Genomic DNA, 14449 nt, shown 5'->3' on the forward strand with positions numbered 1-14449 from the left:
GACGAGGGAGATGTATGTCAACGCCAACCCTGTCCCCGCCCACCGCGCGCGGCACCGAGCGCGGCGGAACCGTGCTGCGGTCGCCCCGCGTCGGCGACGCCGCGCAGATCTGGCGGATCGCCAAGGACTCCCAGGTGCTCGACGCCAACCCGAGCTACGCCTACCTGCTGTGGTGCCGTGATTTCCCGGCCACCTCGGTGGTCGCGGAGGTCGACGGCGAGGTGGTGGGGTTCGTGATCGGCTTCGTCCGCCCCAAGGCGCCGGACACCGTCTTCGTCTGGCAGGTGGCGGTCGACCCCTCGCAGCGCGGCCGTGGCACCGGGACCGCGCTGCTGCACAAACTGCTCGACGACACCGCCGCCGCGGGCGTCTCGATCCTGGAGACCACGGTCTCCCCGGACAACGAGGCGTCGATCGCGATGTTCGGCTCGGTCGCCCGCAAGCGCGGCGCCGACATGCTCAAGCGCCCGCTGTTCGATCCATCGGCCTTCCCCGACGACCACGAGGCCGAAGACCTGTACACCATCGCCCCTATCACCCCGGAGGAGCACCGATGATCACCGCCGAGACCACCGTGTTCGAGAGCCTCGAGTCCAACGTCCGGGGCTACTGCCGCTCCTGGCCGACGCTCTTCACCACCGCCAAGGGCGCCTGGCTGAAGGACGAGGAGGGCAGGGACTTCCTCGACTTCTTCGCCGGCGCGGGCGCGCTGAACTACGGCCACAACAACGACCTGCTCAAGAAGCCGCTGCTCGATTACATCGCGAGCGACGGAATCACGCACGGCCTCGACATGTCCACCGCGGCCAAGCGCGAGCTGCTCGTCACCATCCGGGACACCCTGCTGGCCCCGCGCGGACTGGACTACAAGGTGCAGTTCCCCGGCCCGACCGGCGCCAACGCCGTCGAGGCCGCGCTCAAGCTGGCCCGCAAGATCACCGGCCGCAAGACCATCCTGAGCTTCACCAACGCCTTCCACGGCATGACGCTCGGCGCGCTCTCGGTCACCGGCAACGCGGCCAAGCGGGCAGGTGCGGGCGTGCCGCTGGTGCACGCCACCCCGATGCCCTACGACGGCTACTTCGACAACACCACCGCCGATTTCCAGTGGATGGAGCGGGTGCTGGACGACACCTCGTCCGGCTTCGACCGCCCGGCCGCGGTGATCGTCGAGACCGTGCAGGGCGAGGGCGGCGTGAACCTGGCCCGCCCGGAGTGGCTGCGGCACCTGGCCGAGCTCTGCTCCGCGCGCGGCATCCTGCTGATCGTCGACGACGTGCAGATGGGCTGTGGCCGCACCGGCCCGTTCTTCTCCTTCGAGACCGCGGGCATCACCCCGGACATCGTGACGCTCTCCAAGTCGATCGGCGGCTACGGCCTGCCGATGGCGCTTGTGCTCTTCAAGCCCGAGCACGACCAGTGGAACCCGGGCGAGCACAACGGCACCTTCCGCGGCAACAACCCGGCCTTCGTCACCGCGACCGCCGCGCTGCGGCACTACTGGAGCGACGACGCGCTGGAGCGGTCGACGCTGGCCAACGGCGACGTGGTGGCCGCCGAGCTGGGCAAGCTCGCGGAGCGCTTCCCCGGGCTCTCCACCCGCGGCCGCGGTATGGTGCACGGCCTGGTCTTCGATGATCCGGGCCAGGCCGGGAAGGTCGGCCAGGCGGCGTTCGAGCGCGGCCTGCTGGTGGAGACCTCGGGCTCGATGGACGAGGTCGTCAAGCTGCTGCCGCCGCTGACCCTGACCGGCGACGAACTCACCGAGGGCCTCGCGCGGCTCGGCGCGGCCGTCGACAACGTCATGGGAGGATGAGCATGATCGTCAGAACCACCGAGGAGATCACCGGGACCGAGCGCGACGTGGCAGGCGAGGGCTGGCGCAGCAAGCGCATCGTGCTCGGCGGCGACGGCGTCGGGTTCAGTTTCCACGAGACCACCATCGAGGCGGGCTCGACGCACGTCTTCCACTACCTCAACCACATCGAGGCCGTCTGGCTGGTCGAGGGCGAGGGGACGCTGCACGACCTGGACAACGACGTCACCTACGAGCTCGGCCCCGGCTCGATGTACCTGCTCGACGGGCACGAGAAGCACCGGCTGGAGGCGCACACCCAGCTGCGCATGCTGTGCGTGTTCAACCCGCCCGTCACCGGGCAGGAGGTGCACGACGAGAACGGGGTGTACCCGCTCGTCGTCGTGAACACCTGAGTCCTTCTCGCCGGCTCGAGCCGCCACCCCGTGCGGGTGGCGGCTCGAGTTCGTTCACAGGGCTCGGAAGACGGTGAGCCACTGGGCGGGCGTGACCAGCCCCACCGGGGTGTCCGGATCGAGTTCCGCTGTCCCGCAGGCACTGCGAACCTTCACCCGGGGGTGCTCGCGGGCGAGGGAGGCGCCGAACGAGCCGCCCGTGCCCGCGAAGCCGAGGTGTACCAGGCGCCGGTAGCTCGCCAGGCTCGCCGCCGGAAGCAGCGGCTGCCCGCGGCGGCGCACGAGCAGTACCGCCGCGTCCACGGCGGGGACCGGGTGGAAGCTGTTCCTGCCCACCCGCGGCCCGAGCGCCAGCGCCGTCTGCGGCCAGTGCGTGATCGCCAGCCGGGACCAGCGGCCGTAGTCACCGCTGTGCTTGCGCGCGAACTCGCGCTGGGTGAGCAGGGTGGCCGAGGTCAGCGCGGGCGCTGTGAGGCACCAGCGCAGGATGTCGGTGCTCGCCGCGAACGGGATGTTCGCGACCACCGTGAACGGCTCGTCCGGCGGCTGCACTGCGCGAAAGTCACTGTGTTCGATGGTTATTCGAGGGTGATCGCGATAGCGGGCGCGGAGTTGCTCCGCGTGGTGCGGGTCCAGCTCGTAGGCGTGCACCCGGCCCGCCGCGCGCAGCAGCGCCCGGGTGAGCGCACCCGCGCCCGGACCGGGTTCGAGCACGAGATCGGCGGGCGTCAGCTCGGCGGCGCGCACGATCGCGCGCACCGCCGCCGGGTCGACGAGGAAATTCTGGGACAGCCGGGCGCGGACGCGCGCCGGCCGGGAATGGCGAGGCATGGGATCCTTCGGCAGAAGGCGAATCGGGAACCGGTGATGGCGCCTGACCCATGCCGGGCACGGCTTCGACGGCCTGCTTCGGGCCGTTCGGGAGAGGGGAGTGCGGTGCGCCGGCGGGCCTAGGCGGCGCGGCGCGGGCGGGCGGACGGCACCGAACGCGCGCTCACGACCGCGCTGAACTCACCGGGGCTGGCTCCCATGTCGGGGACGGTACTGCACCGGGCCCTCTTCGTGCCACGGGTTTTCGCCGCTGCTCCGGGGGGCTCCGCCGCTGGGGCAGGGCGCTGTCGCTGGCCGGGGCGCTGTCGCTGGAACGCTGTCGCTGGCCGGCCGATGCCGTCGGGGCGAAACGATGCCGTCGGGGCGAAACGGTGCCGTCGGGGCGAAACGGTGCCGTCGGGGCGAAACGGTGCCGTCGGGGCGAAACGGTGCCGTCGGCGGGGCTCCGTCGCCGTCCGGCTGCGGCTCCTGTCAGCCCTCGCGCAGTTCCTTCAGGCTCGCCGCCGCGCGCGGTTCACCGTGTGCGGCCGCCGCGCGCCACCACGCCTCCGCGCCGGTCCGGTCGCCCTCGTCGCGCAGGATCGAGCCCAGGTCGTAGGCGGCGGCAACGTGCCCCGCCTCGGCGGCCTGGGTCAGCAGCCCGCGCGCGGACTCGGTGTCGCCGCGGCGGTACATGGCGAGGCCGAGGTCGTACAGGGCGCCGCGGTATCCGGGGTCACCGATGATCCCGCCCTGGCCGCGCGGTACCGGCGGAGGGCCGTAGACGCTGCGGCGCGGGGGGAGGGTGTCCGGGTTGTGCTGGAGGGTTGCGGCGCTCCAGCCGCCGAAGCCGGTCGGCTCCTCGGCGAGCGTGCCGTCGGGTGGGCTCGGCTCAGCGGCCCGAGTTCCGCTCTGCCCGTCCGCCGGTGCGATGCTCCGGTCCACTCGCTGCGGCGCATTGCGGTCGGCTTGCTGGGCCGCGTTCTGGTCATTTCGGTGCGGCGCCGCACGATCGGCTCGCTGCGCCGCGTTCCGGCTCGCCGATTGCGGCCCATCGGCATCGGTTCGTCGCGGAGTGTTCGCGCCGACCGCTTGCGGTGCTGCCCCATCGGCCTGCCGCGGAACCTCCCGATCGGTTCGCGCCGCGTTCGGCTCGGCCGCCTGGCCCGCCTTCGGGTCGGCCGTTCGCGCCGCGTTCGGGTCGGCCGTCCGGCCTGTGCTCGGGTCAGCCGCTTGCGCCGCCCGCCGGTCGACTGACGCGCTCGCCTCCGGTCGCGCTCGCTGGCCCTGCCCAGCTGTTCCAGAGTCGCGCGCGGCCTGCTCCAGCCGCCCGCCGGCAGGCGACGTAGCTGTGGCCGCCTCCTGCGGCCGCGTACCGCCACCCGGCGGGGGAGCACCGCTCCCCGGCACGACTTCGTGCGCCCGCTGCTCGGTGCGCGGGGTAGCCACGTCGGCGCCGGCGGCGGCCGCCCCGGGCTGTCCTTCGCCGCGCGACGCGGCTGAACGGATGCTGGGCGCGGGATCCCGCGGCCGCTGCTCGGTGCGCGGGGTCGCGATATCGAGCCTGGGCGTGGCCGGCTCCGGCTGCTCTCCGCGCGGTGTCGGTACCTCCGCGCCGGGCGCGGATGGCTTCGGCTGCCCGCCGCTGAGGTCGAGCGTGCCGGCTGCGGAGCCGGCCGGATCCGGGCGCGTTCCGCCTTGCGGCGCGGTGGTGCCGCCGCCGGGGGCGGTCTCATCCGCCCGCCCGACGCGGCGTGGCGGCACCGGCTTGCGCAGTGCGACCTCGTGCGGCTGGGGGTCGACCTGTGGCCCGCTTGCGCCGGCCGGATCCTGTCGATCGCCGATGCGCGACGTCTCCGTGCGGTTCGGGGCCACCTCGTGCGGCCGCGGGGCAACCTGTGCCCCGGTCCGATCGGCGCCGGGATCGGCCTCTTCCAGGCTCCCGCTGCCGCGGGGCTCGGCCACGTCCGCAGGCCGCTGGTCCGCCCTGCGCCGACCGTCGTCCGACGCAGGACGGCCGGGCGCGTTCCGCCGGTTCTCGCCGCGACCATCGACGGCACCATCCGCCGGGGCGGGCCGACGCGGGCCGCCGAGCCGGTCGGCGGAGTTCGTCGGCTGCGCCCCCGGCTCGCGAGCATCGACAGCGGTGCTCCCCCCGCGCCGCGGCAAGCCACTCGGGACGCGCGGCTGCCCACCGACCGCCACGCCCGGCCCTGCCTCCGCGGGTCGCTCACTCGCGCCGTCTGCTCCCGTCTCGTGGGTTCGCGCAGCCGTTCCGCTAGTTCCCGCCTCCGAGGTCCGGCCGGTCGCGCCGCCGGCGCCCGCCTCCGGGGTTCGCGCAGCCGAACCGTTCGACCCCGCTTCCGCCGTTCGGGCCCGCGGCCCGCCGGACGGATCCGCACTCCCGGTGCGAGCCTCGCCGACCTGCTCCGGCGCGTCGTGCCGATGCGGCTGGGTCGGCGTCGACCGCTCCCCGCGCAGCGCCTGCAACCGCGCGGCGAAGCTCTCCCGCCGCTGATCCGACTCGTCACCGCGCATACCGTGCAGCCCGGCCGCCAGATTCGTCCCCGGCGCACTCGGCTGGGCGCCGGTGGTGGCAGGCCGACCCTGCTTCGCCTGCCCGTGCCGCCCGGTCAGCTTCTCGCCCGCCGCTGTCGGCCGCTGCCCGTACCGCGACTCGCGGATGTCCGGCCGCCGCCCCGTTCGCGTCGGCAGCACATGCTGGCCGCCGCTCCGCGCGGGCGGCTGCCCGTCGTTCCGCGGCTGATCCCGACCCGGCTCGCCGGCACGCCGCTCGAAGCCTGCCGGCCGTCCCGGCTCGTCTGCCTGTGGCCCGGATTCCGCCGGTCGGCCCGGCTGGTCGGCCAGCCGCCCGGACTCGGTCGCACGACTCCGCTCCGCGGCCTCCCGGCCGGATTCCACCGGCCGCCGGCCCCGGCCTCCGCCGAGCGCCGGCCCGTCCGCAGGCCGCGTCGGTCCCGGATGGTCATCCCCGAGCCCGGTACGCAACTCGTCGGCCTTCGCCTGCGCGCTCACGCCGCGCTGCCCGACGCCGGCGTCGGCCCGTCGCCGCTCCTCGGCCACCGAATCGCCCGGCTTCCGCTCCGCCTGCGCGCGGCCGAACCCAGCCGCTCCGGACTCTGCCCGCGCACCGGAGCCGGCTGCGGGAGCCGCTGCCGACCTACCGGAGGGCTGCCCGAACCCGGACGCACCGGCATTCGCCTGCTCGCCGGATCCCGTGCTGTCCGGATTTCCCCCCGAGGACCGCCGAGTCGACCCTTCCGCACCCGAATCCGGCCGCTCCTCGGCTCCCGATGGAACTCGACCGCTCGGTTCGGACCGCCGCGCCGCCTCTCCCGGAACGGGCTGACCCACGATCCGGCCGAACCCGGCTGCACCGCCGGCGACCTGCTCACCGTTCCCGCCCACGACCCCTTCCGAACCGACCCCCGGCCCGAACGGCGACTCCTCCCCGAGCCCCTCGGGAACCGGCGGCAACTCCCCGCTCGGCCGCCGGACGGCAGCATCCTCCGGTGCCTGCCGATCCCAGTGCCCCGCCGACCCGTCCGCGGGCGGCGCGTAGTCCCGCCTGCTCACCCACCCCCCGGCACGCCGCGCGACCTCACCCTTCACCTCGGGTGCGGCGCCGGTGTCGACGAGCACGACCCGCCCCCCGTCCGGCCGCTCGGCGCGGTAGCGAACGGGCAGCGTGACGTACTGGTCGTCGAGCAGCTGCGCCTCGTTCTCCTGCGGCGCGGCGGGCTCGGCGTCGAGCGCGGTGGTGGCGATCTCGACCACCAGGTTGGCGAAGTTCGGCGGCCCCTCGCCGACGCTGCACCAGAGCGTGATGCGTCCGTCGGGCAGGTGCTCGACGAGGATGCCGTAGTTCCCCTCCCATGACTTCTGCACGCCGCGGTCGTCCACCCAGACCGGGGTGAGGGTGAAGAGCGCCTCGGCGGAGTTGCCCGCGAGCTCGACGCTGAGCCCGGTCGCGAGCGCGTCACCCCAGACGTCGATGCCGCCGAGCCGTCTGCCGTCGAAGCGGACGTGCCCGCCGAGCACGGAGAGCCCGATGCCCCAGCCGCGCAGTCCGGCGGGCGGCGCGGCGGAAAGTGCTGTCATCGCGAGCCGCGCGCCGGGCGTCCCGAACTCCTCGGAGTACATGGGATAGACCAGGCTGCCGTTGTAGCGGATCGGCTCGGCACTGGTGTATTGCGTGGCGAGGATCTTCCCGGGCGGCGAATGGCGTTCGTACCACTGCGAATACGACTCGGTCATTTCGCCACCCTTTCCTGCTCTCGCGCCGGGCCCCGATCACGCGCGGTGGCCCGCTCCACCGTACTAGGCGCGGGCGCGGTGGTCGCGGTATCGCGGACCGGTCCGGACACCCGCCGGGCGTAGCGTGACGCCCATGAGCGAGCGATTGGTGGTGATCGGCGGGGACGCGACCGGAATGGCCGCGGCGTCGCAGGCACGGCGGTTGAAGGGCGCGGGCGAGCTGGAGATCGTGGTCTTCGAGCGCGGGCATTTCGCCTCGTATTCGGCCTGCGGCATCCCGTACTGGGTCGGCGGCGCGGTGCGGGAGCGGGACGACCTGATCGCCAGGACCCCCGAGGAGCACCGCGAGCGCGACATCGACCTGCGCTTCGGCCACCAGGTGCTGGAGCTGGACCCCGCGGGCCACCGGGTCCTGGTCCGCGACGACGGCGGCACGGAATCCTGGACCGGATACGACAAACTCGTGATCGCCACCGGCGCCCGGCCGGTGCGCCCGCCGCTGCCCGGCATCGACGCCCCCGGCGTGCACGGCGTGCAGACGCTGGACGACGGGCAGGAACTCATCGACACCCTGACCGGCCAGGAGTCCGGTGCCGCCGTGGTGATCGGCGCCGGGTACATCGGCGTCGAGATGGCGGAGGCGCTCATCCAGCGCGGCTACCGGGTGACCATGCTGCACCGCGGCGCCGAGCCCATGTCCACCCTCGACCCGGACATGGGCGCGCTGGTGCGCAAGGCGATGGACGGGATGGGCATCACCGTGGTCGGCGACGCCGAGGTGACCGCCATCCGCACCGGCGCGGACGGCCGGGTGCGCGCGGTCGGGACCGCCGACGGCGAGTACCCGGCCGATGTGGTCGTGCTCGGCCTCGGCGTGCGCCCGGCCACCGAGCTGGCGGCCGCGGCCGGGCTGCCGCTGGGGGAGGAGGGCGGGCTGCTCACCGACCTGGCCATGCGGGTGCGCGGCCACACCGACATCTGGGCGGGCGGCGACTGCGTCGAGGTGCTCGACCTGGTGTCCGGGCGGCTGCGGCACATCGCGCTCGGCACGCACGCCAACAAGCACGGGCAGATCATCGGCACCGGGGTCGGCGGTGGGTACGCGACCTTCCCCGGCGTGGTCGGCACCGCGGTGAGCAAGGTCTGCGCGCTCGAGGTCGCCAGGACCGGGCTGCGCGAGGCGGACGCCACCGCGGCCGGGTTGCAATTCGTGAGCGTCACCATCGAGTCGACCAGCCGGGCCGGGTACTACCCGGATGCCACCCCGATGACGGTGAAGATGCTGGCCGAGCGGCGCACCGGCCGGTTGCTCGGCACCCAGATCGTCGGGCAGGAGGGCGCGGGCAAGCGGGTCGACATCGCCGCCGTCGCGCTCACCGCCCGGATGACGGTCGAGCAGATGACCACCCTCGACCTCGGCTACGCCCCGCCCTACTCGCCGGTCTGGGATCCGGTGCTGGTCGCCGCCCGCAAGGCGGTGGCGGCGGTGCGCGCCGCCGGGTGGTGACGCGGGCCGGACCGCCGGTAACGACGCGGCCGGACTGCCGGTGGTGATGCGGCCGCGCCGCAGGCCGGGAGCGCTGGCCGCCGCCGGCTTCGCCCGCCCGGCCCCTCACCCGAAGAGCGCGAGCAGCTCGGCCCTGCCGAACATGTCCGCCGCCGCGCGGGCGGACGGGCTCCCGGCATCCGGGTCCGCACCGGCGGCGACCAGCGCGCGCACGATCTCGGTCTCACCCTTGAAGACCGCCCCCGCCAGCGGCGTCTGCCCGCGATCGTTCACCCGATCCGGGTCGGCGCTCCGCTCCAGCAGTACCCGGACCGCGTCCAGGTGCCCGTGGTAGGCGGCCAGCATGACGAGCGTGTCTCCGCGGTCGTTGGTGAGATCCACCGGCACCCCGGCGTCCAGGTACCCGGCGAGCGCCTCGGCGGCGCCGGTCCGAGCCAGGTCGAAGATCCGGCCGGCCAGCTCCACGACCTTCGGATCAGGTGTCTCGCTCATCGGCCCATCATGCCGAAGCACGCTGGTTACCCGGCGGCGCGGGCCGGAAACAGCGGCGCTCACCACCGGCGGAGCAGGAATGAGCGGGCGCTGCGAAGGTATCCGGAGGTATGCGGTTACGGCGGAGCGACCCCGGCGGGCCCGGCCTGCGACGGGTGCGTCGCGGCAGGGGCTTCTCGTACCACACCGCCGACGGCGGCCCGGCCGACCCGGAGGACATCGAGCGCATCCGCGCACTGGTGATCCCGCCCGCCTGGAAGAACGTGTGGATCAGCGCGCACCCGAACGGGCACATCCAGGCCGTCGGCACCGACGCGGCCGGGCGCAAGCAGTACCTCTACCACGAGCGCTGGCGCTCGGCGCGGGACGAGGAGAAGTTCGACCGGGTGCTCACGCTGGCCGCGAAGCTGCCGGTGGTGCGCGAGCGGGTGCACGCCGACCTCGCGCTGAGCGGGCTGCCCCGGCGCCGGGTCGAGGCGGTCGCCGTCGACCTGCTGGAGCGCGGGGTCTTCCGGGTCGGCGGCGAGGAGTACGCGGAGGAGAACGGCACCCGCGGCGTCGCCACCCTGCTGCGTGAACAGGCGACGGTGAGCGGCGACTCCATGCTCTTCGACTACATCGCCAAGAGCGGCCTGCACCGCCGGGTCCGGGTCACCGACGCGCGGCTGGCGCGGGCGGTGCGCGCACTGCGCCGCAGCCGCTCCGGCTCCGATCGGCTGCTCGTCTACCGGCAGGGCGACGCCTACCGCGAGCTGCACGCCGACGACATCAACGCCCGCTTCAAGGAGCTCGCCGACTGCGAGTGCAGCGCCAAGGACCTGCGCACCTGGCAGGGCACGGTACTGGCCGCGGTCACCTTCGCCGCGCTCGGCCGCCCCGACTCCGAGCGCGGCCGCAAGCGGGTGCGCAGGGAGGTCTTCGAGACGGTCTCCGAGGCACTCGGCAACACCCCGACCGTCGCCCGCGAGTCCTACGTCGACCCACGGGTGGTGCGCGCCTGGGAGAACGGCGACACCATCGCCGACGCGCTGCCGCGCGCGGAGAAGCAGAAGGACGAAGACGCCCGCCGCGACGTCGTCGAACGCGCGGTGATCCGCCTGCTGCGCGACCGCAACCGGGCCCGCCGCGCGGCCTGAGCGCTCAGAGCAGCCCCAGGTGCCGCGCCCGGTCCAGCGCGCCGGTGCGCGAGTGCGCGTGCAGCTTGGTGTAGATGCCGCGCAGATGCGTCTTCACCGTGTTCACCGAGATGCCCAGGTCGGCGGCGATCTCGCCCGCCGTCCGCCCGGACGGCAGCCGGGCGAGCACCTGCCGCTCGGTCTCGGTGAGGCCGTGGTCCGCTCGCCCGCGCCCGGCCGCCGCGTGCCCGCGCACCGCGGCGACGAAGGCGTCGCGGTGCCCGAAGCACCCCGCGGTCTCGTCCAGCATCCCGATCACCCCCGGCACCTCGAGGAACGGCCGGACCAGATGCTCCGGCTCGGCCAGCTCGACCGCCGACTCCAGGCAGCCGCGGGCCCGCGCGGGCATCCCGGTGGCCCGGTGCGCGGCGGCGAGCAGCAGCAGTGCCGTCACCCCGGTCACCCGCGGCACGGTCGTCTCGACGATCGGCTCCAGCAGCGACCGCACCGCCTTGGGCCGCCCGGCCGCGTTGGCCAGCGCGGCCGCCCCGACCGTCACGTCGGGCAGCTCCCCGAGCCGCTCGCGCGCGCGGTCGAGCAGGCCGCGCGCGGCGACCGGCTCGTGCACCGCGAGCAGCTCCCACACGGCATGCCGCACCAGCCCGCTCACCACGGCGGGGCGCGGGTGCCGGTCGAGCAGCGCGAGCAGCTGCTCACGCAGTGCGGTCACCGCCGCGTACCGGTCGTCGGCCTGCCCGCAGCGGACCAGCAACCCCAGCACCAGCGCGTGCCTGCCTGCCACCGGATCCGCCATCCCGGCCGCGTCCGGCCGCACCGCGAACACCCCGTCCAACGCCGCCCCGCCGTGCTCCTCCCCGCGCAGGTACCCGGAGAAGACCAGCATGGCCCGCGCCTGCGCGACGTCGGACACCTCGGGGACGCCGTGCCGTGCCGCGCAGTCCAGCGCGTACCCGGCCCGCCGTCGCATGCCGCCCAGATCGTCGGCGAGCCCGGCGGCCATGGCGAGCCGGGTGGCCGCGCGCACCACCAGCCGCGGCTGCCCGGTGCTCTCGGCCAGGGTGAGCGCGCGGCGCAGCAGCTCCGCACCGCGCTCCCGGCCGCCGTCGAGCACCGCCAGCGTCGCCCACTGCACCGCGGCGTAGCCGTCGATGTCCGGGTGCGCGGTGCTCGGCGGCTCCGCGCCCGGTGCCAGTTCGCCGGCGGTGACCAGCGCCGCCTCCAGCCCGGCGGCGCCTGCCAGCGCCGCGACCCAGCCGGGCGGCGCGAACGACGGGGTCCCGCTCCTGGTGCCGAGCACGTCGAGGTAGGCCACGGCGTTCGCGTTCTCCCCGCGCACCAGCGCGTCCACCGCGCGCAGCGCCCAGACGAACGGATCGTCGGCGAGCAGCGGCCGCTCCCTGGTGAGCGCCGTCAGCAGCCCGGGGCCGTCACCGGCGAGCACCACCGCGGGGCCGCTGGTGCACAGGTAGCCGCGGATCGGCTCGTCGTCCGGCTGGGCGAGCAGGTGCGGGAGCGCGGCCGAGCCGAGCCCGGCCGCCTGTAGCCACTGTGCGGTCACCAGGTGCAGTCCGGCCGCCCGCTCCCGGCCGAGCCGGTTCACCTCGGCCAGCAGGAAGGCGCGCAGCAGCGGGTGGTAGCGGTACCAGAGCGTGCCCGCCGCGCCGGTGCGGGTGAGCGGGAAGCCGAGCCGCTCCAGCCGGTCGAGCAGGTCGCCGGTGTCCGGCCCGGCCAGCAGCGCGGCCAGCGGCTCGGTGAACTCCTCCGGCACGCTGGTCAGCACCAGGAAGTCGCGCAGCCCGGCGGGCAGCGAGTCGAGCAGCTCGCCGATCAGGAAGTCGGAGACCGCGGTCGCGGGCCTGGCCAGCACCGCCAGCGCGGCGCTCCGATCGCCGGGGTAGGCGCCCAGATAGAGTGCGGCGATCCGGACCAGCGCGGGCCAGCCGCGGGTGAGCCGCATGATCGCCGCCAGCTCGGCGGGCTCCGGCGGGCAGCCCTGCGCCGCGCAGACCAGCGCCGCCTCGGCCTCGGTGAAGGCGAGCCGGTCGGCGCCGAAGCGCCGCATGCGCTGGTCCGGCATGGTGTGCCAGCGCAGCGGCGGGTCGAAGCGCCCGGAGAGCACGGTGACCAGGGTCGGCGGCGCCAGCCGGAGGAACTGCTCCAGCCCGGCCAGCACCAGCGGATCGTCGATCAGGTGCACGTCGTCGATGACGAGCACGGTGTGCGTGCCGTCGTCGGGCCTGGCGGCGAGCAGCGCGGTGAGCGCGCTCGCCGGGGTGCGGTGCCCGGTGGAGGGAACGGGCAGACCGAGCCGCACGGCCAGCACACCGGCGAAGGCGGTTGCCGCCGCGCGCTCCGGGGTGACGGTCAGCAGCGCGACCGCGAACCGGCTCTGCTCCGCCCACGCGGTGAGTACGGAGGTGCGGCCGCTGCCGGCGGGGGCGCTCAGCACCAGCACCCGGGCCGCGCCGGGCCGGATCGCCTCCTCGATCGCCGCGACCAGCGCGGGTCGCGCGATGGTGTGGGAACCCGCCGTGCCGATCCGAGTCGAGAGCACCATGCCGCCTCCTCGGACGGTCCATCGAGCTACTTTCAGGCAAATCGTTCCTCGGAAAGTGAAGATACCCCGTTTCCGCTGGTAGGAATAGAACTCACCCGAATCGGGTGATGCGCCCGGCGGGTCGGGAGAGGAGATTCGGCGACACCGAACACCCACCCGACGAGAGGGGTCTCCCATGACACACGCAGGCGAAACCGGACACCCCGTCCGCCAGGGCTTCGCGGCGGCGACATCGATCGCGGCATCGATACTGCTGCTCGCCGTCGCCGTGCTCTCGGTGCTGCAGGGAATCTCGGCGGTCGCGAATGATTCGCTGTTCGTGGTCGGCCCGGACTACGTGTACTCGCTCGACACCACTACCTGGGGCTGGATCCACATCGTGCTCGGCGTGCTGCTCGGCATCGCCGCTGTCGGGCTGATGACCGGGGCGACCTGGGCCAGGATCACCGCGATCGGGCTCGCGGCGCTCTCCATCGTGAGCAACTTCCTCTGGCTGCCGTACTACCCGGCGTGGTCGCTGCTGGTCATCGCGCTGGACGTGGTGGTCATCTGGGCCGTCGCCACCTGGCGCCCCGAAGCGGCCTGAGGTCGGGCGCAGCACCGGCGGGTATCGGGGCCTCGGCTCCGGTACCCGCTTCCCGTGTGCGGTGGCCGGCCGGACCGAATGAACGCCGGGGAACCGGGTAGCACCGAATTCGAGAACACGCTCCGGCGACGACGCCGCGCACTCGGTCACCACCACCGTCGGTGTCACCACGTCCGACACCGCATCGACCAGCAGGATCTCCCGCGCCAGGCGACGCTCGGGGTTGCTGCCCCGGCTCATCCGGCGGCCGGACGGCCGCTCCGCCGACCGGAACGGCAGCGCCCCGAACCCGGCCTGACCCAGCGCGAGGTCCGGAACAGGCAACCGCATGTCCCTGCGTCCGCACTTCCCCCGCGACCACCGCGGCACCCGCCCCGCCGCGCGGCCCCGCCCCCGCTCCCGCCCCGCCGCCACCCCGGCCCGGGTCGAGTTCCGAGTCGCGCCCGACCTCTCCCAGCTCATGACGCTGCGTGCGCTCGCCGAGGCGGCCGGGCTGCAGGCCGGGCTGCACACCGCCGAGACCATCGACCTCGGCCTCGCCATCGACGAGGCCGCCACCGCCCTGATGGCCGACCCTGCCCCCGGCTCCACCGTTCGCTGCGCGGTCACGGTCGACGCCAGACGGATCACGGTGCGGATCAGCGGTGTCACCCGTGCGGAGTCGCCGCTCGACCCCGACCACTTCGGCTGGCACATCCTGTGCTCGCTCACCGACCGGGCCGCCGTCGACCAGACGCCCTTCGACTCGCACCGCGGCGGCTACCCGACGGTCGTCGACTTCAGCCATCAGCGGCAGCGGCTGCTCCGCGCGGTCCGATAGCCGAGGTTTCATTTCGGGACTCGCGGGCATATCGCGACTACCACCGGGTGTC

Annotated in this window: 11 protein-coding genes; 7 read left to right on the top strand and 4 right to left on the bottom strand. The window is 74.3% G+C overall.

Going from position 1 to position 14449, the window contains the following annotated elements; translation table 11 throughout:
* The first annotated feature begins 14 nt into the window (after positions 1-14).
* From ectA to ACFO0B_RS05480, 3 genes are read left to right on the top strand one after another with little or no spacing between them, the layout of a single operon-like run.
* Positions 15-557, top strand: coding sequence for a diaminobutyrate acetyltransferase (gene ectA / locus ACFO0B_RS05470; RefSeq protein ID WP_378611189.1), 543 nt, complete (start codon positions 15-17; stop codon positions 555-557).
* Positions 554-1816 carry a diaminobutyrate--2-oxoglutarate transaminase gene (gene ectB / locus ACFO0B_RS05475; RefSeq protein WP_378611190.1) on the top strand — a complete coding sequence of 421 codons (1263 nt, stop codon included), beginning with the start codon at positions 554-556 and terminating at the stop codon, positions 1814-1816. Before ectA ends, ectB begins: the two co-directional genes overlap by 4 nt.
* A gap of 2 nt (positions 1817-1818) precedes the next feature.
* On the top strand, positions 1819-2211 hold the full coding sequence (locus ACFO0B_RS05480) for an ectoine synthase (protein WP_378611191.1): 393 nt from the start codon (positions 1819-1821) through the stop codon (positions 2209-2211).
* Positions 2212-2265: 54 nt separating this feature from the next.
* Here the strand turns inward: ACFO0B_RS05480 and erm are convergent, their stop codons facing one another.
* Both erm and ACFO0B_RS05490 read right to left on the bottom strand, forming a co-directional pair.
* Positions 2266-3042, bottom strand: a complete 777-nt coding sequence (gene erm, locus ACFO0B_RS05485) for a 23S ribosomal RNA methyltransferase Erm (protein WP_378611192.1) — start codon at positions 3040-3042, stop codon at positions 2266-2268.
* A 471-nt stretch (positions 3043-3513) separates the two neighbouring features.
* Positions 3514-7299: a hypothetical protein gene (locus ACFO0B_RS05490; protein ID WP_378611193.1), complete on the bottom strand. Its 3786-nt coding sequence runs from the start codon at positions 7297-7299 to the stop codon at positions 3514-3516.
* Between the two features lie 133 nt (positions 7300-7432).
* On the opposite strand from ACFO0B_RS05490, the gene ACFO0B_RS05495 reads away from it, so the two are divergent.
* Positions 7433-8806, top strand: coding sequence for an FAD-dependent oxidoreductase (locus ACFO0B_RS05495; protein ID WP_378611194.1), 1374 nt, complete (start codon positions 7433-7435; stop codon positions 8804-8806).
* A gap of 105 nt (positions 8807-8911) precedes the next feature.
* On the opposite strand, the gene ACFO0B_RS05500 is transcribed toward ACFO0B_RS05495, so the two are convergent.
* The gene (locus ACFO0B_RS05500; protein WP_378611195.1) at positions 8912-9298 is read right to left on the bottom strand and encodes an ankyrin repeat domain-containing protein; all 387 of its coding nucleotides are present in this window, start codon (positions 9296-9298) and stop codon (positions 8912-8914) included.
* A 110-nt stretch (positions 9299-9408) separates the two neighbouring features.
* On the opposite strand from ACFO0B_RS05500, the gene ACFO0B_RS05505 reads away from it, so the two are divergent.
* On the top strand, positions 9409-10434 hold the full coding sequence (locus ACFO0B_RS05505) for a DNA topoisomerase IB (protein ID WP_378611196.1): 1026 nt from the start codon (positions 9409-9411) through the stop codon (positions 10432-10434).
* Between the two features lie 4 nt (positions 10435-10438).
* Here ACFO0B_RS05505 and ACFO0B_RS05510 read toward each other — a convergent pair whose 3' ends face one another.
* Positions 10439-12991, bottom strand: coding sequence for a LuxR C-terminal-related transcriptional regulator (locus tag ACFO0B_RS05510; protein WP_378611197.1), 2553 nt, complete (start codon positions 12989-12991; stop codon positions 10439-10441).
* A gap of 175 nt (positions 12992-13166) precedes the next feature.
* Between ACFO0B_RS05510 and ACFO0B_RS05515 the strand changes: the two genes are divergently transcribed.
* Both ACFO0B_RS05515 and ACFO0B_RS05520 read left to right on the top strand, forming a co-directional pair.
* The gene (locus ACFO0B_RS05515; protein ID WP_378611198.1) at positions 13167-13577 is read left to right on the top strand and encodes a DUF7144 family membrane protein; all 411 of its coding nucleotides are present in this window, start codon (positions 13167-13169) and stop codon (positions 13575-13577) included.
* 328 nt (positions 13578-13905) lie between these two features.
* Complete coding sequence (locus ACFO0B_RS05520; protein WP_378611199.1) at positions 13906-14397, top strand: ATP-binding protein; 492 nt, start codon at positions 13906-13908, stop codon at positions 14395-14397.
* The last annotated feature ends 52 nt before the right edge of the window (positions 14398-14449 follow it).

The organism is Nocardia jiangsuensis, assembly GCF_042650385.1.
GTDB classification, from domain to species: domain Bacteria; phylum Actinomycetota; class Actinomycetes; order Mycobacteriales; family Mycobacteriaceae; genus Nocardia; species Nocardia jiangsuensis.